Raw genomic sequence first — 26,711 nt, forward strand, 5'->3', positions numbered from 1 at the left:
TGGTCTTTTGTTTTGATGATCACTGCTGCCACTGATAGGACATTTCGCTTGAGCTCACTTGCCTTTAATTCTTTGCCGCTTCAGCCTCAACTACTCGATACGCTAGACTCATTGGGCTATACCCAAATGACGCCGATTCAAGCCGATAGCTTGCCTGCGATTCTGGCTGGCCAAGATGTCATTGGTCAGGGTAAAACCGGCTCAGGTAAAACTGCGGCATTTGCGCTTGGCGTCTTGTCAAACCTGCAAGTGAAGCGCTTTCGTGTGCAATCTTTGGTGCTTTGTCCAACGCGTGAACTGGCCGATCAAGTCGCCAAAGAGATTCGCACCTTGGCCCGTGGTATTCACAATATCAAAGTGCTGACCCTGTGTGGCGGTATGCCGATGGGTCCACAGATTGGCTCGCTTGAGCATGGCGCTCATATTTTGGTTGGTACCCCAGGCCGCGTGCTGGATCACTTGCAAAAAGGTCGCATCAATCTTGAAGAGCTCAACACCTTAGTGCTGGATGAAGCGGATCGCATGTTAGAGATGGGTTTTCAAGAAGCGTTGGATAGCATCATTGGTCAAGCGCCAAAAGAGCGTCAAACCTTGCTCTTTAGTGCCACCTATCCAAAACAAATTGAGTCCATTGCCAGTAGCATTACGCGCAAGGCATTGATGGTGAAAGTAGAAGCCGTGCATGATCACAGCGCCATTCGCCAATATTTTTATCAAGTGGATAGCCGTGAGGATCGTGATGCTGCATTGGCGCAATTGCTTTGCCAGTATCACCCAGAGTCAGCGGTGGTGTTTTGTAACACCAAAGTTGAGGTTCAAACCGTGACCGATGAGCTGCGTTATCGCGGGTTCTCTGTGGTGGAACTACATGGTGATATGGAGCAGCGCGAGCGCGATCAGGCGCTGGTGCAATTTGCCAACAAGAGTAAATCGATTTTGGTGGCCACTGATGTTGCCGCGCGCGGTTTGGATGTGGACAACCTTGATGCGGTGTTTAACTTTGAACTTTCGCGCGATCCTGAAGTGCACGTACACCGTATCGGCCGTACCGGTCGCGCGGGTAAGCAAGGCTTGGCCTTTAGCTTCTTTAGCCAAAAAGAGCAGTATAAAGTCGCGTTGATTGATGAATATATGGATTTACCGATTGAGCCTGCGATGTTGCCTGCATCCTCTGGCGAGGTGAGCGCCTATGACGCGCCTATGACCACCTTGCAAATTGATGGTGGTAAAAAGCAGAAGTTGCGCCCAGGTGATATTTTGGGCGCGCTCACCAGCGAAGGCGGCTTGCAAGGGACGCAAGTAGGTAAAATCAATGTGATGGCGATGCGCGCCTATGTGGCGGTGCAAACCAATGCGGCGAAAAAAGCGCTGCGTAAAATTGAAAGCGGCAAGATGAAAGGTCGCTCATTCCGCGCCCGTATCTTGCGTTAATCGCCAATACACTGCGCTCATCAGTCAATTGCTGATGTGAATGTGCCAAAAAGCCCACCAATTGGTGGGCTTTTTTGTCTCTAGTATGTGCTGTGATGTCGCGAATTAACTCACCTTAAACTGGTCAATCATCTGCTGCAGATTGGCTGCCAATTGGTTGAGCTCAACACAAGCTTGCGCGGTTTGGGTCGAGCCAGCTGCCACTTCAGTAGAGGCTTGGTAGATGGCTTCCACACTGCGTTGCAGCTCTTCACTGACCGAACTTTGCTCGCTACAGGCGCTGGCAATTTGTAGGTTCATATCCGCGATATTAGAGACGGAGTCGCCAATGCCTTGAATCACGCCGCCAGTGGATTCGGCCTGCTGATTACAGGTGGTGATCATCTGACAGCTTTGCTCTGTGGCCGTGACCGCCAGTTTTGCGCGCTCTTGCAGCTGCTCGATGATCTTGACGATCTCTTGAGTTGAGTGCTGCGTGCGCCCAGCAAGGGTGCGCACTTCATCGGCCACCACCGCAAAGCCGCGGCCTTGCTCGCCAGCACGTGCCGCTTCAATGGCCGCATTGAGCGCCAATAAGTTGGTTTGCTCGGCGATATTTTGAATCACATCCACCACCAAGTTGATGGCATTGGCATCTTTTTCCAAGCTTGTGACCATATCACCCGCTTCTTCAATCACTTTTTGTGCAATCGCGATTTGGCCAATCGCTTGGGCGACGTTTCGCGCGCCTTGGTGGGCGTTGTCACTTGCCGAGTTGGCTGCGAGTGAGGCTTCTTCCGTGTTGCCGGCAACTTCATTGACGGTGGCTTGCAATTGATTCATCGCGGTCGCAATCAGAGTTAGCTGATTTTGCTGCATCTGCATCCCTTGCGCGGTTTGCTCTGATACAGCGCTCACCTCATCAATGGAGCTCGCTAACTGAGTTGATGCACTGGCAATTTGGCTCATCACACTTTGCAGTTTGCTCTGCATACTTTGGCAAGCTTGCGCCAGTTGTCCTAGCTCATCTTGACCAAGTTGGCTGTGATCGAGCTGATAGGTGAGGTTACCTTGAGCAATCGCACGGGCCATGCCCATCACCTGACTCAAAGGACGGCTGATTTGACGGGTAAATAAACTGCCGGTGATCAGCATAAAGATCATCACGGCAATCAGACCTGCAATGCTGATTTCAATGCTTTGGCTTACGCGATCGCTGGCGGTTTTCTTATCTTTTGCAATATAAAAGTCATTGACCTTCTCAAGGCCTTGAAAGGCTTGATTGATCTCTAAATAAATGGGGTAGCTTTGTAAGATAAGGGCATTGGCTTGCGAACGTTGGTTGCTATCAACGGCTTTTCGAAAGTAATGAAGGTTCTCTACATAACGGCGCCAAGCCTGCTCAAGTTGATGAAAGGCTTTGCTGTCGGCTTCATCAAATAAGCCGGTGCGATATTGTTCAATCAATGCATTGATGCTTTGTTCTGCATTGCGGGTTGCGCGCATCCAATCAAGTGCTCGTGAATGATGCGGGTTTGCTGCGAGGGCGTATTGATCTTTTCGCAGCTCAGACAGATTAATTTGCATCTCTTTGACTTGCAAAATGCTGGGTACTGTGGCGTCTGTAAATACGAAAAGTGCGCTTTGAATTTGCCCAATCTGTTTGGTCATGTAGGTCATCAAAAGACTGAACACAATGGCGAGGCAGCAAAATATAAACGCAATTTTTTTGCGAATAGAAAGGTCTTTTAGGTTCATGATGCTCCAAATTACATCAATAAAAGAAGAGAAAAAAATGCGCACCATTTATTTATAAATTGTGCGCGGAAACATCATAGATCAGATTGAAAAAGGGCAAGTATGGCGTTACATGCAATTAGCGTTTTGGGTCACGGTTTTTTATTATTTTCAGTTCAAAAAGGTGAGTGTAATCGTTCTCTTATGTTGTGAAATGTCGTGAATTTGCGTACTAGTTTGCTGAATTTTCGTGATCTTGTGGTGAATATGTATATTTTTACATTGTGGTTTTTACTTAGATTGCCACATCAAATAGGTTTCATTTTAGGCGCTCACATCGATTGCAAGAATTTTGCGAGAATGATGGGTTTGTTGGGGCAAGATCACGCTTAAATTATGCGGGATTGATAAGCAATTTTTGCAACAAGCTCACATTTCGCGCTGGATTTGCGAGATTGATAATATTTGATGCTGAGTTCAGTCGCAGAACTGACCTAATTTGCATTAATTGACTGAAGTCTCTTGAAAAGGGCAATTAGTCTTTGGAGAGCCCAGAGTATCTGGGTTTCTTATCCACCATAAATGACTTGTCCACCAAATAATGAGAGACGATATTCATGTTTAAATTGAAATCTCTAACTTTGGCATTGGGTTGTACCATGGCTTTGTCGACACAAGCGATGAACATTCAATCTGATCCTGAGAACCCTGGCGGTTATGTGGTTTTGCGCTCAGAGCTTCAAGCGATTGAGCAAAGCAAAACTGCTGATCCTATGTACCAAGTTTGGGCTGATGCCCTGACTACTGCGCCCAATAGCGTGGTTGAAGCGATTTTACCGGGTCTTGCCACCAATCCAGATAACGTCAAACGTGCAGAGCGCGTGTTCCCACAAGCGGATTGGGACTTTTTGACGCAAATGGCTGCGCCAGAATATACCTACACGCGCTTCCTTCGTGCCATTGGTAAATTCCCCGCATTTTGTGGCGAATACACAGACGGTCGTGATTCTGATGCGATCTGTAAAAAATCAATCATCACAGCCTTTGCCCACTTTGCCCAAGAAACTGGCGGTCATATCTCCAAAGATAACCACTGGGATAACCCAAATGGTTTAGAAGAGTGGCAGCAAGCTTTGGTTCACGTGCGTGAAATGGGTTGGTCTGAAGGCCAACCAGGCTACACCACAGGCTGTGGCCAAAATGATTGGCAAAACCAAAAATGGCCATGTGCGCCAGGCCAAGGTTACTTTGGTCGCGGTGCCAAGCAGTTGTCTTATCACTTCAATTACGGCCCATTCTCTGAAGCCATGTACGATGGCGATGCAACGGTTCTTTTGAACAATCCAGGTTTGGTTGCAGACTCATGGTTGAATTTAGCTTCAGCGATTTGGTTCTTCTTAACACCGCAAGCACCAAAACCAGCAATGCTGCATGTGATTGACCGTACTTGGGTACCATCACAGCGTGAAAAAGACGCGGGTATTGGTTACGGTTTTGGTACCACGATTAATATCATCAATGGTGGTATTGAGTGTGGTGAGCAAAACAAAGATAAAGGCCAGCCAGTAAACCGTATTAAGTACTGGGAAGGTCTTGCCGCGCACTATCAGATTCCAATTGAAGCAGATGAAGTGAACACCTGTTGGCAGCAAACGCCTTATGGCAGCTTGAACCTGAATGGTGCCACCGATGTGCTTTACACCAACTGGGATGGTAGCTGGAAGTATCACGCCGATCGCCCTGGTGGGATCTCATTTGAGTGTGATCTGGTGGGTTTCCAAACCGCTTATTCGGCACTGGTACCGGGTGATTATGAGAAGTGTGTGAGCAACTACTACGGCTCTCACGCAAGCTGGCCGGATGTACGTGTTGTTGATGTATTGCCTGAGAAACCCGTGGACCCAACGGATCCACCAGTGGGTGGTGTGCCTGCATGGGAAGCCGGTAAGGTTTACACTGGCGGCGAGCAAGTGAGCTATCAAGGCGCTATTTATGAAGCCAAGTGGTGGTCGCAAAACAACGAGCCAAGCAAAGGTGATCCATGGAAATTTGTTTCGGGTACGCCAACAGGTCCCACTGAGCCACCAAAACCGGTTGATCCGCCAAAACCTGTTGAACCACCAAAGCCTGTGGAGCCACCAAAGCCAGTTGAACCACCAAAACCGGTAGAGCCAACACCACCAGCTGGTGTCACTGAGTTTGTACCAGGTCAAACCAAGGTGGCCAATGGTGATACAGTTACTTTTAGCGGTAAATGCTTTGTTGCCAAAAACAATCCAGGGGTTTGGGAAACGCCAAGCCAATCTAACTGGTTTTGGGATGAAGTGACTTGCCCATAACGGCCACAGTCGTTATCGATTTTTGCAAAAGTTGCATATTAAAACCGCCAATTGGCGGTTTTTTTTGTTTTGAAAATGATGATTGCGTGACATCAATGAAGGTCATTTTCGCTGTTTTATTTACATTTGGTTTTCACAATGAAGCATCTTGCTTTGGTTATTAACTTTCACTTGAATAAAAGTGTGATGTAAATCAAATCAGAAATCCTTTCATAGCGCGCAATTTATGTGATGGTGATCAAATTTGGATTTTCATTGTGGGGTGGTGATGATTATTTTGTTAGCTTTGTCACAATAAATTTATCGATTAGTTTTCAATAAATGTGATTGTTAGCACCTTTATTTTTATTGACAATTTTACAAAATGTAAAATGTAATAAATTTACAGAGTGGAGTTGTGATCTTTGTTGCAATGAAAGTGCTTTGTGGCAGGGTTTTTGTGATCGGGGTTATAAAAAACCCGTCATCAGTTACAAATGAAAGTTGTGTGGTAAATTGATTGTGTTCAAGCAATCCAACGGTTTTGGCGAACCGTTCCCAACACAAAGTTCAGCAGAACATCAAACGGGTGACTGTATGATATCACAAGAAGTAAAAATCAAGATACAAAACATGGGGCGTTTCCTCTCCAATATGGTGATGCCAAATATTGGTGCCTTTATTGCCTGGGGTATTATTACCGCGCTATTTATTCCAACGGGCTGGCTGCCAAACGAATCATTGGCTTCCATGGTTGGCCCAATGATCACTTATATGCTGCCACTTCTGATCGGTTATACCGGTGGTAAATTGGCTGGCGGCGACCGCGGCGCTGTGGTGGGTGCTATCACCACCATGGGTGTGATTGTCGGTACTGACATTCCAATGTTCATGGGTGCCATGATGGTTGGTCCATTGGGTGGTTACGCAATCAAAACCTTTGACCGTTTTATGGAAGGTCGCGTACGTAGCGGCTTTGAGATGTTGGTAAACAACTTCTCAGCGGGCATCATCGGTATGATCTGTGCGCTATTGGCCTTCTTCTTTATCGGTCCTTTTGTCAAAGTGCTTTCTGGCGTATTGGCAAGCGGCGTGAACTTCCTTGTGGCACAAAACCTACTGCCGTTGACCTCTATTTTTGTAGAGCCAGCGAAGATTTTGTTCCTCAACAACGCAATTAACCACGGTATCTTCTCACCTCTGGGTATTCAGCAAGTGACTGAAACCGGTCAATCAATCTTCTTCTTGATTGAAGCAAACCCAGGTCCTGGTTTGGGTATTTTGTTGGCTTACATGGTGTTTGGTAAGGGCTCTGCACGTCAAACTGCGGGCGGTGCATCGATTATCCACTTCTTTGGTGGTATCCATGAAATCTACTTCCCATATGTATTGATGAACCCACGTCTGATTCTTGCAGCGATTGCTGGTGGTATGACAGGTGTATTCGTGCTGACGCTGTTCAATGCAGGCCTTGTGTCTCCAGCATCACCTGGTTCAATCTTTGCAATCTTGTTGATGACACCAAAAGCAAGCATGGTGGGTGTACTGGCTTCAATTGCCTCAGCAACTGCAGTGTCTTTTGTGGTGGCATCGATTCTGATGAAAACACAAAGTGTCGAAGAAACTGACGACGAAGGTGAAGATTCACTATCTCAAGCAACGTCAAAAATGAAAGCGATGAAATCTTCTGCCAAAGGTGCACCAGCTGCTGTAACAGCGGAAGGCCAAGCAGAACTGAACTGCGCCGCAGTGAAAACCATCATCGTTGCCTGTGATGCGGGTATGGGCTCAAGTGCCATGGGCGCGAGCATGCTTCGCAAGAAAGTACAGGACGCAGGATTGAATATTAGTGTGACCAACCTTGCGATCAATAGTTTGCCAGAGGGTGTCGATATCGTGATTACTCATAAAGATTTGACCGCACGTGCGCGTCAACATGCACCAAGTGCACACCACATTTCATTGACCAACTTCCTTGATAGTGAAATGTACAACCAGCTTGTGACTAAACTACTTGCAGCGCAAAACCAAGGCGCAGCCAATGATGACGAAGTCGGCGCCGTGTCTGTACTAGCGGCAAACGATGATTGTTTCGAGCCACAACAAACACCAGTATTCCAAATTCAGGCCAACAATATTCACTTGGCGATGCAGGCGAGCAGTAAAGAAGAAGCGATTCGCTTTGCCGGTAACCAGCTTGTTGAGCTTGGCTATGTTGACCCTGAGTATGTGGATGCCATGTTTGAGCGTGAAGCCATGGTTTCAACTTACCTTGGCGAGTCCATTGCTGTGCCACACGGTACCGTAGAAGCCAAAGATCGCGTACACAAAACCGGTATTGTCATTTGCCAATACCCAGCCGGTGTTCAATTTACTGATGACCAAGAAGATGTTGCCAAACTGGTGATTGGTATTGCTGCCAAGAATGATGAGCACATTCAAGTGATCAGCACCATTACCAATGCTCTTGATGATCCAAATGCGATTGAGCGTTTGACCTCGACCAAAGATGTGAATGAGTTCCTAGCCATTCTCTCGGGTCAGCAGGCCGCTTAATTCAAATTTATTCAAAATCATCATGAGTTTTTGAATGCCCAGGCCAGCAAGACTCTCGCTGAGGGGCTGGCCTGATTCTCTGAGCATTCATTGAAGTAGAGGTAAAAAATTATGAAAAACGCAGTTCATTTTGGTGCAGGCAATATCGGTCGTGGCTTTATTGGTAAATTACTCGCAGATGCCGACGTTGCTGTGACATTTGCCGATGTTGATATGCCGCTGGTGGATCAGCTAAGCCACAAACAAGAATACAAAGTGAAAGTGGTGGGGACTGAGTGCCAAATCGACACAGTAACCAATGTCACCGCAGTGAACTCGGCCAGTGCTGATGTCATTGAGCGCATCATTCACACTGATTTGGTGACCACAGCTGTGGGTCCAAACGTGCTTGATATCATCGCCAAAACCATTGCCACTGGGATTGCCAAACGCTTTGAAGCGGGCAACGACAAGCCATTGAATATCATCGCCTGTGAAAACATGGTGCGTGGTACCAGCCATCTGAAAAATGAAGTGTATGGTCACTTAGATAGTCAATGGCATGATAAAGCGGATGCACTGGTTGGCTTTGTCGATTCAGCCGTAGACCGTATTGTACCGCCAGCGCAAGCGGCCAACAATGATCCATTGGAAGTGACTGTGGAAAGCTTTAGCGAGTGGATTGTTGACCAAGGTCAGTTTAAAGGTGAGATTCCAGCCATCGAAGGCATGGAAAAAACCGATAACTTAATGGCTTTTGTTGAGCGTAAGCTTTTTACCCTTAATACCGGCCACTGTATTACCGCTTACTTGGGTTGTTTGCATGGCTACAACACCATTCGTGAAGCCATTGAAGATGATGCGATTCGCGCAGAAGTGAAGCAAGCGATGCAAGAAAGTGGTGAAGTGCTGATTCGTCGTTACGGTTTTGATCGTGAGATGCACAACGCCTATATCGAAAAAATCCTAGGTCGTTTTGCTAACCCATATCTAGTGGATGAAGTGGACCGTGTCGGTCGTCAGCCAATCCGTAAATTGGGAGCAAGCGATCGCCTGATCAAGCCTCTTTTAGGTACAATGGAGTATAGCACTGAAAATAAAACACTTTTGAAAGGTATTGCAGCAGCACTGAAATACAAAAACGACACTGACCCACAGGCAGTGGAGTTGCAGCAATCCTTAGCCGACAAAGGTGTACGCGAGACCCTCGCACATTACACAGGCCTTGCAGCAGAGAGTGAGCAAGTGGCACAAATCGAAGCCATTTATCAGCAACTGTAATCTGTATCGATGACACATGAAGAGGGGAAACCCTCTTCATATTAGCCAACGGATAGTTTGTATATGACTGACATGCCACAAGAATCAGAGATTCTCGAACGACTAAATGGCGCGCCAACGGTGCGTGGCTTTTTTATCGTTGCGGTGGATATTTTCCATTTGGCAGTGGATGGTTTGATGCAGCGAATTTTCCAAAAAGACAATTTTGCAGTGCAGTCTGTGGTGGGTCCTTTGCTTCAGGCATCGGGTCCATTGGGTGATTTGTCGGTGCGTCTAAAACTGCTGTTTGGCTTAGGTGTTATTGCTAACGATGTTTACCATGACATAGAGACCATGGTGAAACTCAAACATCAGCTCAATAACGATGGTCATGATTATGACTTTACGACCGCGCAGTTAATTGAGCCGATTTTAAAAATGCATTTAGTGAAACGTATGGGCATGATGCCTGACACTTTTGCACCTTTTGATGAATCTGACCTCGCGTTATGTCAATTGCAGCAGCAACGACAACAGCGTGTGGTTCAGTCCAGTCTCTCCCTTGTGATTGTTGAAATTTGTAATGCTTTAAATCAAGACAGCCCATTTCGTTGAATCCCCCTCAACGCAAATTTGTATGATTTGTTTAGCCGCCTCTGAGGCGGCTTTTTTTATGCCTATCTTTTGTCAAATATCGCCAAACCCTCAATCAATCATCAAGGTGGTTGAACCGCGAGCAAGGCCCAAGGCGCTGATTGATCAATTCAGAGATTCCGCATGAATTTTGCCATTTATCACAAACTTTGGATGGAATAAAAACAAATACACAGGGGCTCAGATTTATTGAGGTGATTATGTTTTAATCAATATAAGGGGGGCTGCTTTGATTTGCTGATGGCCAATAGGTGGGACGATTTGGCTGTGAGCGTCATGGTAATGAGTCAAAGCGGCGCAAGGACGGCGTGACGCACACGATTAGGATGATTATGTTACTTCGCAAATGGATATTGCCCATCGCACTTTTGCTTTTGGCGGTACTTGGCTATCAATGGATTAGTGCTAAACAGGAGCAAGCGCCAGCAAAGCCTGTCGGCGAGCAGTTGATGAAGGTGCAAACCCAAGTGCTGCAAGCGCAATCCTTAACTGTCATGCTGGAAGGATTTGCCGAAGTGACGCCAGTAGAGCGCACTCAAATCGCCAGCCAAGTCGCTGGCGAGGTACTGGCTTGGCATCCCAATTTTGTAGCCGGTGGTCGTGTTGAGCGTGGCACTGTGCTGTTTTCCATTGACCCCTCCAACTATCAAGCGGCTGTACTCATGATGGAAGCAGAGCTCGCCCAAGCACAGGCTGCTTACATTGAAGAAAAAGCACGCGGCAAAGTCGCCGCGCGCCAAGCACAAAGTATTCCCGACAAGCAAGTCACCGCCCTTTATCTAAGAAAGCCGCAACTATTGAGTGCCAGCGCCCGGGTGAAATCGGCGCGCGCTGCGCTGCAACGGGCCAAACGCGATCTCGAAAACTGCCAAGTGAAAGCGCCCTATGATGCGCTGGTGATCTCGCGGCAAATTGGTGTGGGGCAATATCTCAATGTGGGCAGTCCCATCGCTGAGCTCTATAACATTGAGTCAGCCGAGCTGATTGTGCCTATTGCTGGTTTTGATGTGCCATTTTTGGCGCGCCCCTTGGCGGATAGTCCTGTGGCTATTCACATTCCCGGTCAGCCTGATACTCAGTGGCAAGGGCGGTTAAACCGCGATCTCGGCGTGGTGGATAGTGCTACGCGCATGCTGCAGCTGGTGGTACATATTGATGATCCCTACGGCATTCATTCGCAGCAGCCCCCCTTGCCTTTTGGCAGTTATGTAGCGGTGCAATTTGCCGGAAAAACCTTAAATAATCTTTTCCAAGTGCCGCAAGAGCTGGTACGTGATAGCACGCTGTGGCTGATTGACGATCAAAATCAATTGCAGCCGCGTACCGTCAATGTACGCAGGCAAGTGGATCGCTTCTTCTATCTTGACCATGGGGTGGCCATTGGCGATGAAATGGTGCTGACGCTCCCCGAATTTCCTTATCAGGGCATGCCCGTTGAACGTCTTGCGGATGTAAGGCCGTCAGCACCAAATAAGGGGGCTGAGCGTGACTGATCACTCTTATGAGCCGCAGGAAAATGACAGTGAGCACACACCGACCGAGCAGCGCGGTTTAATTGCCTATTTTGCGCGTAATCCCGTGGCCGCTAATTTGCTGATGATCTTTATTTTGATCATGGGCACGGTGAGCTATCTGCTGATTCAGCGCCAGATGTTCCCCAATTTTGAAATTAATTTTATTCGCGTTTCGGCCGCCTATCCCGGTGTATCAGCGCAAGAAATCGAAGAAAACATTCTGATTAAAGTGGAAGAATCCTTGCAGGATGTGACGGAAATTAAAAAAGCGGTCACCGATGCCTATCGTGGCGGCGGCACTGTGATGCTCGAAATTGATAGCAAAGCCAGTCTGTCTGATGTGCTGGATAAGGTGCAGCAGCGGGTGGATGGCATTGCCAGTTTTCCTCGTGATATGGAGCCCATTCAGATCACCCAAGTTGAATTTCAGCAAGATGTGATTGGCATGGTGCTCACCGGTGATGCGCCCTTGATTGAGCTGAAAGCGCTGGCCAATGACATTGAAAAAGAGCTACTGCAGCTTGCCGATGTGGCCTTGGTTGAGGTTAGTGCGCCGCAGGATGAGATCGCCATTGAGGTGCCGCCAGAGCAGTTGCGTCGTTACGGTTTGACCCTCAATGATGTAGTGCAAGCGGTGCAGCAATACTCTGCAAATTTCTCAGCCGGCCAAGTGCGCACGCAAAGTGGCTTGGTCTCCATTCGTATTGAAAACCAATATTATCGCGGCGATGAGTTTCGCCAGATCCCCGTCAAAATCGGTGCCAATGGTAGCCAAATACGACTGGGTGATATCGCGGCGATTTATGACCAATTTACCGAAGGTCAGTACCATTTTCAGTTCTCGGGAAATAATGGCATTTACATCGCGGTGAAGGCGACCAAAACCCAAAATATGGTGCCTGTAGCGGAAGCGGTTAACGCCTATATTGAGCAGCGCAATCAAACCTTACCCCATGGATTGCATATCAGCACTCTGATGGATATGACCTATTACCTCAATGGTCGCCTCGATATGATGCTGAAAAACTTGCTGCAAGGGGCGATTTTGGTGGCTTTGCTACTGACGCTCTTTTTGCGTTTTCGCTTGGCAATGTGGGTGATGGTGGGGCTGCCGGTGTGCTTTTTGGGCGCCATGATGATGATGCCGCTGTTTGATGTCAGCATCAATATCATGACCTTGTTCGCCTTTATCATGGTGCTGGGGATCGTGGTGGATGATGCCATCGTGATTGGTGAAAGCGTCTATACCGAAGTGGAAAAAAATGGTGGCGGAGTGCGCAATGTGGTGCGCGGCGCCAAGCGCGTGGCTACGCCAGCCACCTTTGGTGTGCTCACCACCATTGCGGTGTTTGTGCCCTTTTTGTTTTCCACGGGGCCAGAAAAAGCCTTCTTCTTTGGCCTGTCCATTGTGGTGATTTTTTGCCTGATCTTTAGCTTGATTGAGTCCAAGTTGATTTTGCCAGCGCATTTGGCGCATACCCAATTTAAACCTATGGTGTCGGGCTCTTGGCGCGCGCGTTTTCACCAAAGCTTTTTCGCTTTGATTGATGGGCCTTACAAACGCACTTTGGCTTGGTGCGTGGCATGGCGCTGGTCGGTGATGGCTGGTTTTATTTTACTACTGACACTCTCGATCGCCCTGATTTCGGGCGGATATGTGCGCGTAGTGCCTTCCCCTAAGGTACCTTCTGATTTTCCTTTGCTCAAAATCAGCATGAATAGCAATGTGTCGGATCAGCAGATGATGCAAGCGATCAGGCAAGTGGAAGCCATGGTACTAGCGGTGGATGCTGACGTCGCGCGTGAATATGGCCAGCCCGTGGTGCGCGATGTGATGAGCTTTAATACCAGCCGAACCGATGCCATGGTGATGACCGCCTTGGTCGATGAGCATCTGCGTCCCATCAATGCCTTTGAATTATCACAACGCTGGCGAGAGCAAATACCCGATGTCGTGGGGGTGAAATCGCTGATTATTGTGGATGATGTGGTCGGCAGTGAAGATGGCGATGAGTTTGGTTATCTGCTCTATGGGCCGGATATGCAGACCTTGAATAGCGCAGGGGCCTATTTAATGAGCCAACTGCGTCAGCAACCGGGGCTATTTGATATCAGCTCGACCATAGATACGGGCAGCGAAGAGGTGCAACTGTCGCTCAAACCCGTGGCCTATGACTTGGGGCTGGATTTAGCGATGATTGCCGCGCAAGTGGGCGGTAGTTTTTATGGCGGTGAGGCGCAGCGAATTTTACGCAATGGCGAAGAGGTGCGGGTGATGGTGCGCTACCCTCAGCTTACGCGCGAAGCTTTTGCCTCATTGCGCTATGCGCTGATCACCACGCCCATGGGCGAGCAGGTGATGCTCGGCGATTTGGTGGACATTGATCGCCAACCCAGCATGAATCAGATTCGCCGAGAAAATGGTTATCGCACGGTTTATGTTTATGGCGCCATTGATGAAAGCATGGTGGAGCCCGACAAGGCTGTAGCCGCCATTGAAGAAACCTTGTTGCCTGAGCTCACTAAGCTCTTTCCCACGATTCAAACTGAGCTTGGCGGCGCGATTGAAGAGCAGCAAAAACAGCGCGCGGAGCAGGGCGTCTTTTTTCTTGCTGGGATGATTACCATTTATATTTTGCTGGCCGTGCCGCTGAAAAGCTATGCGCAACCGTTGATCATTATGTCGGTGATCCCCTTTAGTGCCACCGGCGCGATTTTGGGGCATTGGCTCTATGGTACGGATCTCAGCATGATGTCGACCTTTGGTTTGATTGCCGCAGCTGGCGTGGTGATCAATGACTCCTTGGTGATGACGGACTACATCAACCAGATTAAGACGCGCTGTTCGTGCGTTACCCAAGCGGTGATTGAAGCGGGCTGCGCGCGTTTTCGCGCCATCACCTTAACCTCCATTACCACCTTTTTTGGCGTATTGCCTATTTTGTTTGAGACCAGCTTGCAGGCTGCATTTGTCAAACCCATGGCCATTGCGCTGGGCTTTGCTGTGCTTTATGCCACGGTGATCACCTTGGTTTTGGTGCCTTGTCTGTATGTGATGCTCGAAGATATGGGCGGTATTTTTCGAAAAATCGGCGGCGGATTGAAACGCCGAGTTGTGGGACCTAGCGAGGCTTAGCAAGGTATAGTGGAGCATAGTAGGGCGTAGTGGGGGGATGGTGAGGTGCAGAGCGCTGCTAATATCGTTGCATTATCACATCACAAAAGGCTGCTATCCAAATACAGCTGAGGCACATATCCAAATACAGGTGAGACACAGCGCTGAGAGCTAGACTAACAAAATGACAAACCAGCAAGGGATGTGAGTTTTATGTCTGTGACTTCAGCGCAATACATTATGGCGCTTGATCAAGGAACCACCAGTTCGCGAACGGTGATCCTTGATCACAACGCCAACATTGTCAGCAGCGCGCAGCGCGAGTTTCGCCAAATCTATCCCAAAGCTGGCTGGGTCGAGCACGACCCCATGGAGATTTGGGCGACCCAAAGTGCCACCTTGGTTGAAGCGCTGGCCAAAGCGGGCATTCGCAGCGATGAGCTCGCCGCCATTGGCATCACCAATCAGCGGGAAACCACCATTGTTTGGCACAAAGACACGGGTAAACCCATTTATAACGCCATTGTTTGGCAGTGCCGCCGCACCGCAGAGATGTGCGATACCTTGCGCAGCCAAGGCTTGGCTGAGATGGTGCGTGATAAAACTGGCTTAGTGTTGGATCCCTATTTTTCTGCCACCAAAATCAAATGGTTGCTAGATCATGTCCCCGGTGCGCGTGAAGCGGCTGATGCTGGCCTATTATGTTTTGGTACCGTGGATACTTGGCTGGTTTGGAAGATGACCCAAGGCCGAGTCCATGTCACGGACTATACCAATGCCTCGCGAACCATGTTGTTCAATATTCACCAGCGCTGCTGGGATTCATCGCTTCTTGACGCATTTGATATTCCTGCCAGCATGATGCCTGAAGTGAAATCCTCATCGACGCGCTATGGCAAAGCTAATTTGGGCGGCAAAGGCGGTGTTCGCGTGCCCATTGCGGGTATTGCGGGCGATCAGCAAGCGGCGCTCTTTGGCCAAATGTGTGTATCGCCGGGACAGGCGAAAAATACCTATGGTACGGGCTGCTTTTTGTTGATGAATACCGGTCAAGTGCCGGTACGCTCTCAGCATAACTTACTGACCACTCTTGCTTGCGATGCTAAGGGGGAGCCTGCTTATGCCCTGGAAGGTGCGGTATTTATGGCCGGCGCAGCTATTCAATGGTTGCGCGATGAAATGAAAATATTGGTGGATGCCAAAGATTCCGCCGACTGCGCCAAGCAAGTGGCCTCTGCCAATGGTGTGTATGTGGTGCCTGCCTTTACGGGCCTTGGCGCACCCTATTGGGACCCTTATGCGCGAGGCACCATTGTGGGCCTGACGCGCGGCGTCAATCGAAACCATATTATTCGCGCAACGCTGGAGAGTATTGCCTATCAAACGCGCGATGTGCTCGATGCCATGCAGGCCGATGCGGGGATTGAATTGGCGCATTTGCGCGTCGATGGCGGCGCGGTGGCCAATGATTTTTTGATGCAATTTCAAGCCGATCTATTAAATAGCACGGTGCAGCGGCCACAAGAAAGCGAAGTCACCGCACTTGGCGCGGCTTATTTGGCTGGGTTAGCCGTTGGCTTTTGGCAAGACTTGGATGAACTGGCCAATCAAGCCGTGTTAGAGCGCACTTTTACCCCTTCAGCCAATGCTGCCAAGCGCCAGCGGCGCTATCAAGGATGGCTGCGCGCCATTGCCTGCGTGCAAGCATGGTCCGCGCTTCATGATGAGGCTGATGAGGATGCGATGGAGAGTATGACAGATAATATGTGAACACCTGATCGTAAAATGAGCGGTGGTGGGCCCCCGCTCATTTTCGCGAATGGAAGTGAAGGGTTACGAGAATCAGCTTGTGTGCTGTTCTTGTCTTTAAAATTTAAGGCATGGTGGCTAAAAAGCGAGTAAGGACATCCACAATCAATTGATGATCCGCTTGCTGTGGTAAACCTGAAACCGTAATACTTCCTACCACGCCAACATGACGAATGGTTAGGGGATAACTGCCACCATAGGGGGCGTAATCTCTCGCATCGACCAATGCAGCTTCTGCCATAGTTTTACCCTTGGCTTCATAGTAGCGACCCATATACCAGCTGCTGTGTTGCCAGCGCTGTACGACATTGCGTTTGCGCCGAATCCATTCGGCATTGTCTTGGGTGGTCGTTGGCATCGCATAATAAAACAGTGTTTGGCCGTTGAAGGTGATATCGATAGCGACATTGACACCGCGGTTCTCCGCTTCCTGCTTAATCGCTTCACCTAATTGCCAAGCGTAGGCATGGTCAAAGCGTTCAAAACTTAAGGCTTGCTCTTGTTCTTGAAGCGCTATAAGTAGTGGCGTCATGGTTGATTCCTCTGCGTTGTCACATTAAGCGGGTAAAAAGGGTATCGTGCGTTTTTCTGCGGCGCTTTGATAGGCGGCTTCAATCACCCGCACCACATTGAGTGCTTCATCGGGCAGTACAGGAAGGGGGTGATTGTGATGAATCGCGGTGGCTAGCTGAGTGAAAAATTGTTCATACCCCCCTTGTTCAGTGGGGATGGTTCGGCGCTCTCCTTCGGCAGTGGTGAGTACGCCAAAATTAGCCGGATCATCCAACCCCCAACCTGGGTGCTCTGGCCCTTGCTTCTCACGGAGTTGCGCTTCTTGGCTGTCCATACCGTATTTGATAAAGCTGGCTTGGTCGCCAAAAACTTGAAAACGTGGCCCTTCGGTAGTGCTTAAACAATTGCCATGCAAAATTACATCGCAATCGGGGTAGTGCAGCTGCACATGGAAATGATCCACTGCTTGTGCACCGGGACGCTGGTTGCGTAACGTCGCGTTGATCAAGATCGGTAGGCCAAAGAGGGCTAAGGCTTGGTCAATTAAATGGGCACCCAAATCATATAAAATACCGGCACCTGGTATATTTTGTTCACGCCAGCGCACCTTTACCTCTGGGCGATAGCGGTTGTAGCTGGAATAGAAGGTATGTACTTGGCCAAAGGTTTGTTCATTCATGAGGCGCTTGATGGTGAGAAAGTCGCCATCGAAACGACGGCTATGATAGACCGTTAATTTTCGATGGTGTGCTTTTGCAAGCGCAATTAATGCTTTGCCATCTTCACTGTGATTGACGAATGGCTTTTCGATGACAACATGTTTGCCAGCATCCAGGGCTTGCTTGGCCATGGGGTAGTGCAAATTGTTGGGGGTGGCAATAATGACTAGTTCAATACTGTCATCGGTGAGTAAGTCGTTGAGGTTCGGGTATACCGTGACCTGTGGTAATTGTTGGTGTACTTTTTCCGCATCACTGGAGACCACTGCGACTAAATCTAGGGCTGTGACATAGTCAATGATCGGCGCTTGAAAACATTGCCCAGAAATACCAAAGCCAACTAATGCGGTACGAATGGGGCGCGTTGATTGCTCTGAGGCTGCAGTTGACGGTGCGATTGCAGTGGACATAAAGAGGCTCCATAAAATAGAGGCCACCAGTGTGGCCTCATTGTGTTAGATGATCTCAAGCTCTGCCTTTAGTATGGCTTCAATTTGGTGTGCTGATTCAGCATTCATCAAATGATCGCGAAATTCTGCGTGCATGATCTTACGTGCAAGGCGAGAAAATATCTTCATATGCTGGTCACCTGCGGCATGTTTGTTGAGGGTGAGCATGATCACAAATCTAGCTTCTTCATCGCCCCATTGAATCGGTTTAGCAAGACGGCAGACACTAATGGCTGATTGCTCAATATGTTCACTTTTGGTGTGTGGAATGGCAAAACCAAAGCCAAGACCGGTGGAGAACACGTCCTCACGAGCCCATAAATCATCGGCCAGTTTATTGGGATAGCGACAACGACCCGTTAAGTACAAGTTATCAGCTAGGGTTTTAATGACTTCCTCTTTGCTGCGCAAATCGCGATCTAAGCTAATGCAGTCAGCTGCAACCAGTGGCGCATCGGATTGGGTCATTCGGAACTGGGCCAGCAAATGTTCTACTTCAAGTGCGGTACGGCATTGCATCGCTTTGTTGAGCAGTTGGCGACATTCACGACTATCCAAACGGGCAATACGCTCTTTGGTTGCTGGAATGCTTGGCGCGCTCATACTGATCTCATCCAAACCTAGACCAAGCAGTAGCGGTAATACTGAACCCTTGGCACCCAATTCACCACATAAACCAATCCATTTGCCATGGCGATGCACTTCATTGACGACATGGTCCAAGGTGCGCAGAAAAGCAGGGTTCAAGCTGTTGTAGTTTTTGAGGACTTTGGCATTGTCACGATCCACCGCCATCAAGTATTGGGTGAGGTCATTGGAGCCAATAGAGAAAAAGTCCACTTCTTCACAACATTGATCAATGATAAAGGCCACGGATGGTACTTCTAGCATGATCCCAAGCGGAATTTTTTCATCAAATGGAATATGTTCGCTGCGTAGCTCTTGACGAATTTCAGCCAATACATCCTTGACCCATAAAATCTCTTCCATAGAGGAGATCATCGGAATCATGATCTTTAAGCGACCGTGGGCAGACGCACGAAGAATGGCTCGCAGTTGTGTTTTCACCATGGGTAAAAACTCTTGGTAGATGCGAATGGCGCGATAACCTAGGAATGGATTATTTTCTGCTGGAATATTGAGGTAATCCACTGGTTTGTCGCCACCAATATCGATGGTACGAATAATAATGGATTTGCCGTTTGCCGCTTCGATTGCTTGGCAGAAAATATTGTAGAGCTCATCCTCTTCTGGTGCATTGCTGCGATCCATATAGAGCATTTCGGTGCGAAATAGGCCAATGGCCTCGGCGCCGTTGGTAAAAGCTGAGTCCGCTTCAACTGAGTGTGCAATGTTAGCTGCCACTTCTAGTTTTTTCCCATCTTGACTACAACCAGGCTCAAATCGATAAGCTTCTTGGCGTTTAGCAACTTGTTCGGCGACAAAACTTTCTTGTTGATAGTAACGCGAAAGCGGTTCGCTTATTTCGGTGGCGACAAAGCCAAGGGAACCGTCAATCAGAACCTCTTGATTAAGATAGGCTTGTAAGCTGTTGCCATCAATGCCCACCAACGTTGGAATAGCAAAGGAGCGCGCTAAGATGACGGTGTGTGAGGTGCTACCGCCATGAGTCAGCAGCAATCCCTTGAGTTTGGATTTATCTAATTCAAGAAATTGGCTCGGGGTGAGGTCATCCGCCATACAGATGGAGGGGCCTGTCAGCTCGAGTTGGCTGGCAAAGCGCTGTTCGCCATAAATGGCTTGCAGGAGTTGGAAGCAGACATCGCGAATATCTAATTCACGTTCACGTAGGTAAGTACTGGATGAATTTTTCATCATCTCGCCATAGTGTTTGGCGGTGGCGATAACCGCATCAGCGCAGCTTTTCCCGATGCTCAATTTACTGGCTAAGGTGCTGTTAAATTCACGGTCGGTAGCAATCGAAAGGTGGGCATTGAGCACCTCAAATTCGGTGTGCGTAGCTGCTTTGAGCTGAATATTAATGCTGGTCTTTAACGTCTCAAGTCCCTGCTTGAGTCGATCCTGTTCTTCATCCTGTGTGGTCGCAGCAATGCTTTCAATATTGTCAAAATTAATGGCACCAATGTGCAACAGTTGGCCTTGACCAAACCCAGCAGAGACGGCACGGCCACGAATGAGTTTTGGATTTAAGTTAGCGAGATTACGTGGTAGGGCAAGATGTTCATCCTCTTGTTCCGTGGTTTCAAGGGGGGCGTCACATGCAGGTAGATCTTTTTCAATAAATTCGCGAAGTGCAGCAAAGGCGGTTTCTTCATCATGACCGTCAATGGTTAATTGACACGGGTCATCAAGTAGGGTGTCGGTACCAATTAAAGAGAGCACGCTTTTAGCATTGGCGCTGAGTTTGGTTCGGCCATTGGTCCAGATGATTTCAGAATCAAAACGGTTACACACGGCTTCAATATGGCTGGCTGGGCGAGCGTGGATGCCATTGGGTAGTTCACAACGAAAGGATAAAGTTTTCATCTCAGCATGTCCTTGAATTTAATTTTTTGAGGGCTGAATCATTACCTCAAACAATATCAAATTCGTCTGTCCATGCTATGGGATAAAAAATCGAAACACTGGATATTTGTTATATTTTGGGTTTTGTGTGAGTGCGCTCAAAAATACTGCTTTAAATGTGACTCTGAGCATGTTTTTCATTGTTGGTTGATATGGGGTTGTTTTGTAATACATTGATTTAATTTGTTTTATGTCGATTTATTCACGTTTATTTATCTATTGGTTAAAAAGTGTGGTGTGGATCTGCTTTTTAGTTGGTTCATACAAAAATCCAGTTAAAAGTAGTTTTATCCTCTATTTGATTAGCATATTTACTCACTATATTAGCTGCATCAGAACGCAGTTAGAAACTGCGCACTGGCTGTTTTTTTACTTTATCAACCAAGTTCAAAAATAACGCTTACTTACCCTGAAGGAGAAGTCACCATGAATGACTTGATCTCAATACTCAAAAATACAAGACAACACTTGATGACTGGTGTGTCACATATGATTCCGTTCGTCGTTGCGGGGGGTATTTTGCTTGCCACATCGGTGATGCTTTCCGGTAAGGGCGCTGTCCCTGCAGAGGGCTCATGGCTCCATGATTTGTTCTTTATTGGGGTTGCAGGCTTTACCTTGATGGTACCTATTCTTGCTGCTTACATCGGTTATTCCATTGCCGACCGTTCGGCACTTGCTCCTGCGGCCATTGGCGCGTTCATTGGCGCCAATATGTATAACACAGGTTTCTTTGGTGCCATTTTTGCTGGTTTGTTGGGCGGTATTGTCGTTTTTTACCTAAAGAAAATTAAAGTTCCATCCTTTGCCCGCTCTGTGATGCCTATTTTTGTGATTCCAATTATCGGTACTTTTATCACTGCAGGTGCCATGGTTTGGTTGATTGGTGAGCCGATTGGTGCCGCAACGGACGCTCTAACTGGCTTTTTGAGAGGCATGCAAGACTCAAGCATTGTGGTACTTGCAACTGTGATGGGTTTGATGATCGCCTTTGATATGGGTGGTCCGGTCAATAAAGTGGCCTATGCATTTGTGATTATGTGTGTAGGTGAAGGGATTTATAACGTTGCAGGTATCTCTGCGGTAGCTGTGGCTGTGCCTTCTGTCGGTATGGGCTTGGCGACCTTCTTGAATAAAAAACTGTATGACGTGAGTGAGCAAGAAGCGGGCCGCGCCTCAATTTTGATGGGCACCATGGGAATCACAGAAGGTGCAATTCCATTTGCCGCTGCCGATCCACTTCGCGTGATCCCATCAATCATGATTGGTACAGCGGTGGGCTCTGTGACTGCGGCACTGCTCGGCGTGAAATGTTATGCCGCTTGGGGTGGTCTGATTGTCCTCCCTGTCGTTGAAGGGCGCTTTGGTTTCTTAATTGCATTGGCGGTTGGTTCAATCGTGACTGCGCTGCTAGTGAACCTATTGAAGTCGCGCCGTACTGTCATTGACACCAATGCTGACTCAGATGATTTAGACATGGATATCTCCATTGGCTGATGGATAGCCACACCGTTACTTACGAATACATTGAATTTGAATTGCAAATAGAGGAATTCGCTATGACTAGCATTATCGCAGTAACCGCATGTCCATCAGGCGTAGCGCACACATATATGGCTGCCGAGGCCATTGAATCAGCAGCAAAAGCAAAAGGCTGGAGTTGCATGGTTGAAACCCAAGGGTCAATCGGTATTGAAAATGAGTTAAGTGCCGAGGTGATTGCCAGCGCAGATGTGGTGATTCTGACTAAAGACATCGACATCAAAAACACCGAGCGTTTTGAAGGTAAAACTATTATCCGCATCGGCATCAGTGACGCGGTAAAACGCGCGGCGTTGGTGATGGATAAGATTGAGGCACACCTCGCTTCAGTCGCCTAATGAGTATGGCCAGCATCTGTGTTGTCGCCACTCACAGATGCTGGTTGATGGGTTCCTGGCACCCAGATGAATGACTAGCCAGGATCACTTGCCCTGCATTGTGACCTGATGTGATTGCCACGCAGCGAGACACAATATCAGTGCAGCGCAAGTCATTCTTAAATCAGTGCTTATCGCACATTAACAATAATAAATCAGCCTGAATCAAGATGGAGTCAATCATGAGTACCCCTCGCATCGAACGACTAAAAACGGCACTGTTTGCTGATGGCCGTGAAATTTCTCTAGAGCGCGCGCTGCTCTATACCGAAAGCCATCAACAAACTGAAGGTGAACATACCCTGATTCGTCGCGCTAAAGCGACGGCGCATGTGATGGACAGGGTTGCCATTGCTATTCGTGATGACGAGTTGATCGCAGGGAATCGCACGGTGAAACCGCGAGCGGGGATCATCTCACCAGAGATGGATCCTTACTGGATTGCAAAAGAGCTGGATATTTTCGCAACTCGACCACAAGACCGTTTCACCATCAGCGACGAGGACAAGGCTGTTTATCGTGAGCAGCTGTTGCCGTATTGGACGGCGCGCTCGATGAAAGACTTTATCAATGGTCAAATGCCTGAAAACGTGAAAGAAGCGGCAGGGCAAAAAATATTTTCGGTTAATCAAACCGATAAAGGCCAAGGGCATATTATTATCGATTTTGAACGATTGTTGGGGCGGGGTTTGGGCGCGTTGCGTCAAGAGATGCAGCGTTTGAGTTGCGAGCAACCTGACAATGAATTTTTCCAAGCGGTGCTGATTTTACTGGATGCCTCAGTGCGCCATATTCAGCGTTATGAAGCGCTGGCCCGCGACATGGCGGCCGCCTGCGCAGATAGTACCCGCGCCGCTGAGTTGACGCGTATTGCGGATATTTCGTCGCATATTGCTGAGCACAAACCGCAAGACTTCTACCAAGCCTGCCAGCTGTTTTGGTACATGAACATCATTTTGCAATATGAGTCTAACGCTAGCTCTTTGTCTTTGGGGCGTTTTGACCAATATATGATGCCTTTTTACCAAGCCTCATTGGCGCAAGGGGAAAGCCCAGCTGCGCTCAAAGAGTTACTAGAAAGCTTATGGGTGAAAACCAATGACATCGTGCTGCTGCGCTCTTCTTCTAGCGCCAAGTTCTTTGCTGGTTTCCCAACGGGTTACACCATTTTGCTTGGCGGCTTGACGGACAATGGCCGTAGTGCGGTGAATCCATTGTCGACCTTATGTTTAGATGCCTATCAAAGTATTCAGCTGCCACAACCCAATCTTGGCGTGCGGGTGAATGAGTTCATTGATCGCGAGTTCTTAATGAAAACTGCCGAAACCATTCGTTTGGGTACGGGGATCCCGCAAATTTTCAATGACGAAGTGGTGGTTCCCGCCTTTTTAAATCGCGGCGTGAGTCTTGAAGATGCGCGTGATTACTCTGTGGTGGGGTGTGTTGAACTATCGATTCCGGGTAAAACCTACGGTTTGCATGATATTGCAATGTTTAACTTGTTGAAGGTGATGGAGTTGGTGTTGCTGCGTAATAAGAACAACCCCGATGTAACCTTTGAAAGTTTGCTCCAAGAGATCCGCAGCGATATTTGTCACTACGTTAAGCTGATGGTGGAAGGCTCTAATATTTGTGATGTTGGCCATCGTGATTGGGCTCCAGTGCCGCTGCTGTCGTCGTTGATTAGCGATTGCGTGAAAAATGGCAAAGATATTACCGATGGTGGCGCCCGTTATAACTTTTCGGGCGTACAAGGGATTGGCATTGCCAATCTGTCTGACTCACTTCACGCTCTGAAACGCTTTGTCTTTGAAGAAAAACGGATGACTTTTGCTGAGTTGATTGCGGTTCTGGAAAGCAATTTTAGTGGTGAAGACCACGATAAAGTGCGTGCACGCTTAATCAATCGTTATGAAAAATATGGTAACGATATTGATGAAGTGGATGTGCTTGGCAGCGATCTACTGCGTCTCTTTTGTAAAGAGGTAGAAATCTACCAAAATCCGCGTGGCGGCGTATTTACTCCAGGATCTTATACCGTGTCTGCACACGTACCTCTGGGCGCTGTGGTTGGTGCTACACCAGATGGGCGTCATGCCGGGGAGCAGCTTGCCGATGGCGGTTTATCGCCGATGGTTGGAAAGGATCAACAAGGGCCGACAGCAGTACTGAAATCGGTGAGTAAGCTGGATAACTACCTACTTTCTAATGGTAGTTTGTTGAACGTAAAATTTACCCCATCGACCCTTGAGGGGCCGCAGGGACTAACCAAGCTGGGAGACTTTCTTCGCGCCTTTATGAAGCTCAAATTGCAGCATGTACAGTTTAATGTGCTCAATGCTGAAACTCTGAAAAAAGCGCAGGAAAAACCAGAGGACTACGCCGGCCTTGTCGTCCGTGTGGCGGGTTACAGCGCCTTCTTTGTTGAGCTTTCTAAAGAGATTCAGGACGACATTATTCACCGCACGGCGCATCAGCTGTAAGGAATAGCATGATGTGTGATGGTCAAACTGAGGCATTTGGGCGCATTTTTAACATTCAGCGCTACTCACTGAATGATGGCGAGGGAATTCGCACTGTGGTGTTTTTCAAGGGCTGCCCATTGCGCTGCCCTTGGTGCGCTAATCCTGAATCCCGCTCTTTGCATCAGGTACATGTGCGTCGTTTGTCGAAATGTTTGCACTGTGATGTTTGCCAAGAGGATGTTGTGGAGTGCCCGAGTGGCGCTTATGAGCAAGTTGGTCAAGATATGACGCTGGCTGAAGTGCTTACTGAAATTGCCAAAGATGACTTGTTTTACCAAACCTCTGGCGGCGGGGTGACGTTATCAGGCGGTGAAGTACTTAGCCAAGCGCCTTTTGCCATTGTCCTGCTCGAAGCATTAAAAGCACGTGGTTATCGCACCGCGATTGAAACGTCGGGCCATGGTAACGCTCAGCAGCTGCTACAAATTGGTGCACTGTGCGATGAAGTGCTGTTTGATTTCAAAATAATGGATGCGGCGCGCGCCAAAACTGTGATTGGCTCGAATGTCGAACGGATACTCGAGAACTTTCAAAGCTTGATGGCGCAAAGTAAAACCACAGGCACCAAGGTGATCCCCCGATTACCGCTGATTCCGGGGTATACCTTAGATATCGTCAATGTCGATAAGGTGCTGAATTTTCTTTGTCCCTTTGCACTTGACCAGATTCATTTACTGCCATTTCACCAATTTGGTGCCAGCAAATATGAGCTGTTGGGAATGGCATACCAACTTAAAGATGTCGATGTGCCAACCCATGCCGAGGTCAATGCGATTCGCGCACATGTTGAAGCACAGGGCTACACAGTCACAATTGGAGGCTAAGGTGAAAAAACGCATTTTAATAACAGGGGCCAATGGTTTTTTTGGGACGCGCTTTATCAATCGTTATCGCCATGAGTTTGAGATCACCGCGACTGATGTGCCTGATTTAGATATTACAGATGTCGCCATGGTCAACGAGACCTTTGCCAAGGTGCGCCCCGACTATGTGATTCACGCAGCGGCCATTGCCGTCACCGATTTTTGTAACGCCAACCCAGATGTGGCCTATCAAGTGAATGTACAAGGGGCGATCAACGTTGCCACGGCTTGCAAAGCGGTGGGTGCCAAACTGGTCTTTATTTCAACCGAGCAGGTATTTAACGGTAATCCTGAAGCTGGTCCTTACGATGAAACTATGATCCCTGTGCCAGATACGGTTTACGGCCAAAACAAGCTGGAAGCGGAAGCCAAACTGTCTGAGATTATCGATGAGCTTTGGGTGCTGCGTTTTACTTGGCTGTTTGGCTTGCCAGAGCGTAACACCAGCATTAATCCCAATGTGTTGTGGAATGCGTTGCAAGCCTTGGTCAAAGGTAAGCGCATGGCTGAACGGCGCAATGAGTTTCGCGGTTTGACCTATGTGCATGAACTTATCGACCAGTTCCCGAAAATTTTTGATATCCCTTATGGTCTTTACCATACCGGTGCACATAACGACGCTAGCCGTTACGACATTGCCGCGCACATTATTGCTGAAATGGGATTATCGCTAGAGCAGCATGAATTGCTAGAAGCGGTAGATGCACCAAAAACGCGTGATGTGCGGCTTAACACTCAAAAATTAGCCGATGTTGGTGTGGTCTTTAGTGACAGTCGCACTGCCATTAGCCAATGTTTAAACGAATTTAGTTTTCGCCTATAGG

The 26,711-nt window shown here is 48.2% G+C and carries 17 protein-coding genes; 13 read left to right on the top strand and 4 right to left on the bottom strand.

Annotated elements, in window-relative coordinates:
- Nucleotides 1–15 precede the first annotated feature (15 nt).
- The gene (dbpA, locus tag L9P36_RS02865) at nt 16–1,431 is read left to right on the top strand and encodes an ATP-dependent RNA helicase DbpA (RefSeq protein ID WP_435532724.1); all 1,416 of its coding nucleotides are present in this window, start codon (nt 16–18) and stop codon (nt 1,429–1,431) included.
- Nucleotides 1,432–1,536: 105 nt separating this feature from the next.
- Here the strand turns inward: dbpA and L9P36_RS02870 are convergent, their stop codons facing one another.
- Complete coding sequence (locus tag L9P36_RS02870) at nt 1,537–3,168, bottom strand: methyl-accepting chemotaxis protein (RefSeq protein WP_237464747.1); 1,632 nt, start codon at nt 3,166–3,168, stop codon at nt 1,537–1,539.
- 596 nt (nt 3,169–3,764) lie between these two features.
- Between L9P36_RS02870 and L9P36_RS02875 the strand changes: the two genes are divergently transcribed.
- From L9P36_RS02875 to glpK, 7 genes are all read left to right on the top strand, one after another.
- Nucleotides 3,765–5,486: a chitinase gene (locus tag L9P36_RS02875; protein WP_237464748.1), complete on the top strand. Its 1,722-nt coding sequence runs from the start codon at nt 3,765–3,767 to the stop codon at nt 5,484–5,486.
- Between the two features lie 576 nt (nt 5,487–6,062).
- Nucleotides 6,063–8,021: a PTS mannitol transporter subunit IICBA gene (locus L9P36_RS02880; RefSeq protein WP_237467840.1), complete on the top strand. Its 1,959-nt coding sequence runs from the start codon at nt 6,063–6,065 to the stop codon at nt 8,019–8,021.
- Between the two features lie 111 nt (nt 8,022–8,132).
- On the top strand, nt 8,133–9,281 hold the full coding sequence (locus L9P36_RS02885) for a mannitol-1-phosphate 5-dehydrogenase (protein WP_237464749.1): 1,149 nt from the start codon (nt 8,133–8,135) through the stop codon (nt 9,279–9,281).
- Nucleotides 9,282–9,344: 63 nt separating this feature from the next.
- Nucleotides 9,345–9,875: an MltR family transcriptional regulator gene (locus L9P36_RS02890; RefSeq protein ID WP_237464751.1), complete on the top strand. Its 531-nt coding sequence runs from the start codon at nt 9,345–9,347 to the stop codon at nt 9,873–9,875.
- 371 nt (nt 9,876–10,246) lie between these two features.
- Complete coding sequence (locus L9P36_RS02895; protein ID WP_237464753.1) at nt 10,247–11,407, top strand: efflux RND transporter periplasmic adaptor subunit; 1,161 nt, start codon at nt 10,247–10,249, stop codon at nt 11,405–11,407.
- The gene (locus tag L9P36_RS02900; RefSeq protein ID WP_237464754.1) at nt 11,400–14,564 is read left to right on the top strand and encodes an efflux RND transporter permease subunit; all 3,165 of its coding nucleotides are present in this window, start codon (nt 11,400–11,402) and stop codon (nt 14,562–14,564) included. Before L9P36_RS02895 ends, L9P36_RS02900 begins: the two co-directional genes overlap by 8 nt.
- A gap of 198 nt (nt 14,565–14,762) precedes the next feature.
- Complete coding sequence (glpK, locus tag L9P36_RS02905; RefSeq protein WP_237467841.1) at nt 14,763–16,313, top strand: glycerol kinase GlpK; 1,551 nt, start codon at nt 14,763–14,765, stop codon at nt 16,311–16,313.
- 103 nt (nt 16,314–16,416) lie between these two features.
- On the opposite strand, the gene L9P36_RS02910 is transcribed toward glpK, so the two are convergent.
- Genes L9P36_RS02910 through ptsP form a run of 3 tightly spaced genes read right to left on the bottom strand, consistent with a single transcriptional unit; the run spans nt 16,417 to nt 20,541 of the window.
- Entirely contained in the window at nt 16,417–16,884 is a 468-nt protein-coding gene (locus L9P36_RS02910) for a heme-degrading domain-containing protein (protein WP_237464755.1), read from the bottom strand.
- Between the two features lie 24 nt (nt 16,885–16,908).
- Nucleotides 16,909–17,994, bottom strand: coding sequence for an oxidoreductase (locus L9P36_RS02915; RefSeq protein WP_237464756.1), 1,086 nt, complete (start codon nt 17,992–17,994; stop codon nt 16,909–16,911).
- Nucleotides 17,995–18,039: 45 nt separating this feature from the next.
- A complete protein-coding gene (gene ptsP, locus L9P36_RS02920; RefSeq protein ID WP_237464757.1) occupies nt 18,040–20,541 on the bottom strand; it encodes a phosphoenolpyruvate--protein phosphotransferase in 2,502 nt (833 codons plus the stop codon).
- A gap of 465 nt (nt 20,542–21,006) precedes the next feature.
- Between ptsP and L9P36_RS02925 the strand changes: the two genes are divergently transcribed.
- The 5 genes from L9P36_RS02925 (at nt 21,007) to L9P36_RS02945 (ending at nt 26,710) form a co-directional block, all read left to right on the top strand.
- Nucleotides 21,007–22,077 carry a PTS fructose transporter subunit EIIC gene (locus L9P36_RS02925; RefSeq protein ID WP_237464758.1) on the top strand — a complete coding sequence of 357 codons (1,071 nt, stop codon included), beginning with the start codon at nt 21,007–21,009 and terminating at the stop codon, nt 22,075–22,077.
- Between the two features lie 62 nt (nt 22,078–22,139).
- Complete coding sequence (locus tag L9P36_RS02930) at nt 22,140–22,460, top strand: PTS fructose-like transporter subunit IIB (RefSeq protein ID WP_237464759.1); 321 nt, start codon at nt 22,140–22,142, stop codon at nt 22,458–22,460.
- 221 nt (nt 22,461–22,681) lie between these two features.
- Nucleotides 22,682–24,982: a formate C-acetyltransferase gene (locus L9P36_RS02935; RefSeq protein WP_237464761.1), complete on the top strand. Its 2,301-nt coding sequence runs from the start codon at nt 22,682–22,684 to the stop codon at nt 24,980–24,982.
- An 11-nt stretch (nt 24,983–24,993) separates the two neighbouring features.
- Nucleotides 24,994–25,848, top strand: coding sequence for a [formate-C-acetyltransferase]-activating enzyme (locus tag L9P36_RS02940; protein WP_237464763.1), 855 nt, complete (start codon nt 24,994–24,996; stop codon nt 25,846–25,848).
- Nucleotide 25,849: 1 nt separating this feature from the next.
- Complete coding sequence (locus L9P36_RS02945; RefSeq protein WP_237464764.1) at nt 25,850–26,710, top strand: SDR family oxidoreductase; 861 nt, start codon at nt 25,850–25,852, stop codon at nt 26,708–26,710.
- Nucleotide 26,711 lies beyond the last annotated feature (1 nt).

It is taken from the genome of Vibrio stylophorae (assembly GCF_921293875.1).
Classification (GTDB): Bacteria; Pseudomonadota; Gammaproteobacteria; order Enterobacterales; family Vibrionaceae; genus Vibrio_A; species Vibrio_A stylophorae.

Bases quoted from the DNA above. Each gene is read 5' to 3' on its own strand.
- dbpA (WP_435532724.1), top strand. From the start codon at position 16: ATGATCACTGCTGCCACTGATAGGACATTTCGCTTGAGCTCACTTGCC.
- L9P36_RS02870 (WP_237464747.1), bottom strand. From the start codon at position 3,168: ATGAACCTAAAAGACCTTTCTATTCGCAAAAAAATTGCGTTTATATTT.
- L9P36_RS02875 (WP_237464748.1), top strand. From the start codon at position 3,765: ATGTTTAAATTGAAATCTCTAACTTTGGCATTGGGTTGTACCATGGCT.
- L9P36_RS02880 (WP_237467840.1), top strand. From the start codon at position 6,063: ATGATATCACAAGAAGTAAAAATCAAGATACAAAACATGGGGCGTTTC.
- L9P36_RS02885 (WP_237464749.1), top strand. From the start codon at position 8,133: ATGAAAAACGCAGTTCATTTTGGTGCAGGCAATATCGGTCGTGGCTTT.
- L9P36_RS02890 (WP_237464751.1), top strand. From the start codon at position 9,345: ATGACTGACATGCCACAAGAATCAGAGATTCTCGAACGACTAAATGGC.
- L9P36_RS02895 (WP_237464753.1), top strand. From the start codon at position 10,247: ATGTTACTTCGCAAATGGATATTGCCCATCGCACTTTTGCTTTTGGCG.
- L9P36_RS02910 (WP_237464755.1), bottom strand. From the start codon at position 16,884: ATGACGCCACTACTTATAGCGCTTCAAGAACAAGAGCAAGCCTTAAGT.
- L9P36_RS02915 (WP_237464756.1), bottom strand. From the start codon at position 17,994: ATGTCCACTGCAATCGCACCGTCAACTGCAGCCTCAGAGCAATCAACG.
- ptsP (WP_237464757.1), bottom strand. From the start codon at position 20,541: ATGAAAACTTTATCCTTTCGTTGTGAACTACCCAATGGCATCCACGCT.
- L9P36_RS02925 (WP_237464758.1), top strand. From the start codon at position 21,007: ATGAATGACTTGATCTCAATACTCAAAAATACAAGACAACACTTGATG.
- L9P36_RS02930 (WP_237464759.1), top strand. From the start codon at position 22,140: ATGACTAGCATTATCGCAGTAACCGCATGTCCATCAGGCGTAGCGCAC.
- L9P36_RS02935 (WP_237464761.1), top strand. From the start codon at position 22,682: ATGAGTACCCCTCGCATCGAACGACTAAAAACGGCACTGTTTGCTGAT.
- L9P36_RS02940 (WP_237464763.1), top strand. From the start codon at position 24,994: ATGTGTGATGGTCAAACTGAGGCATTTGGGCGCATTTTTAACATTCAG.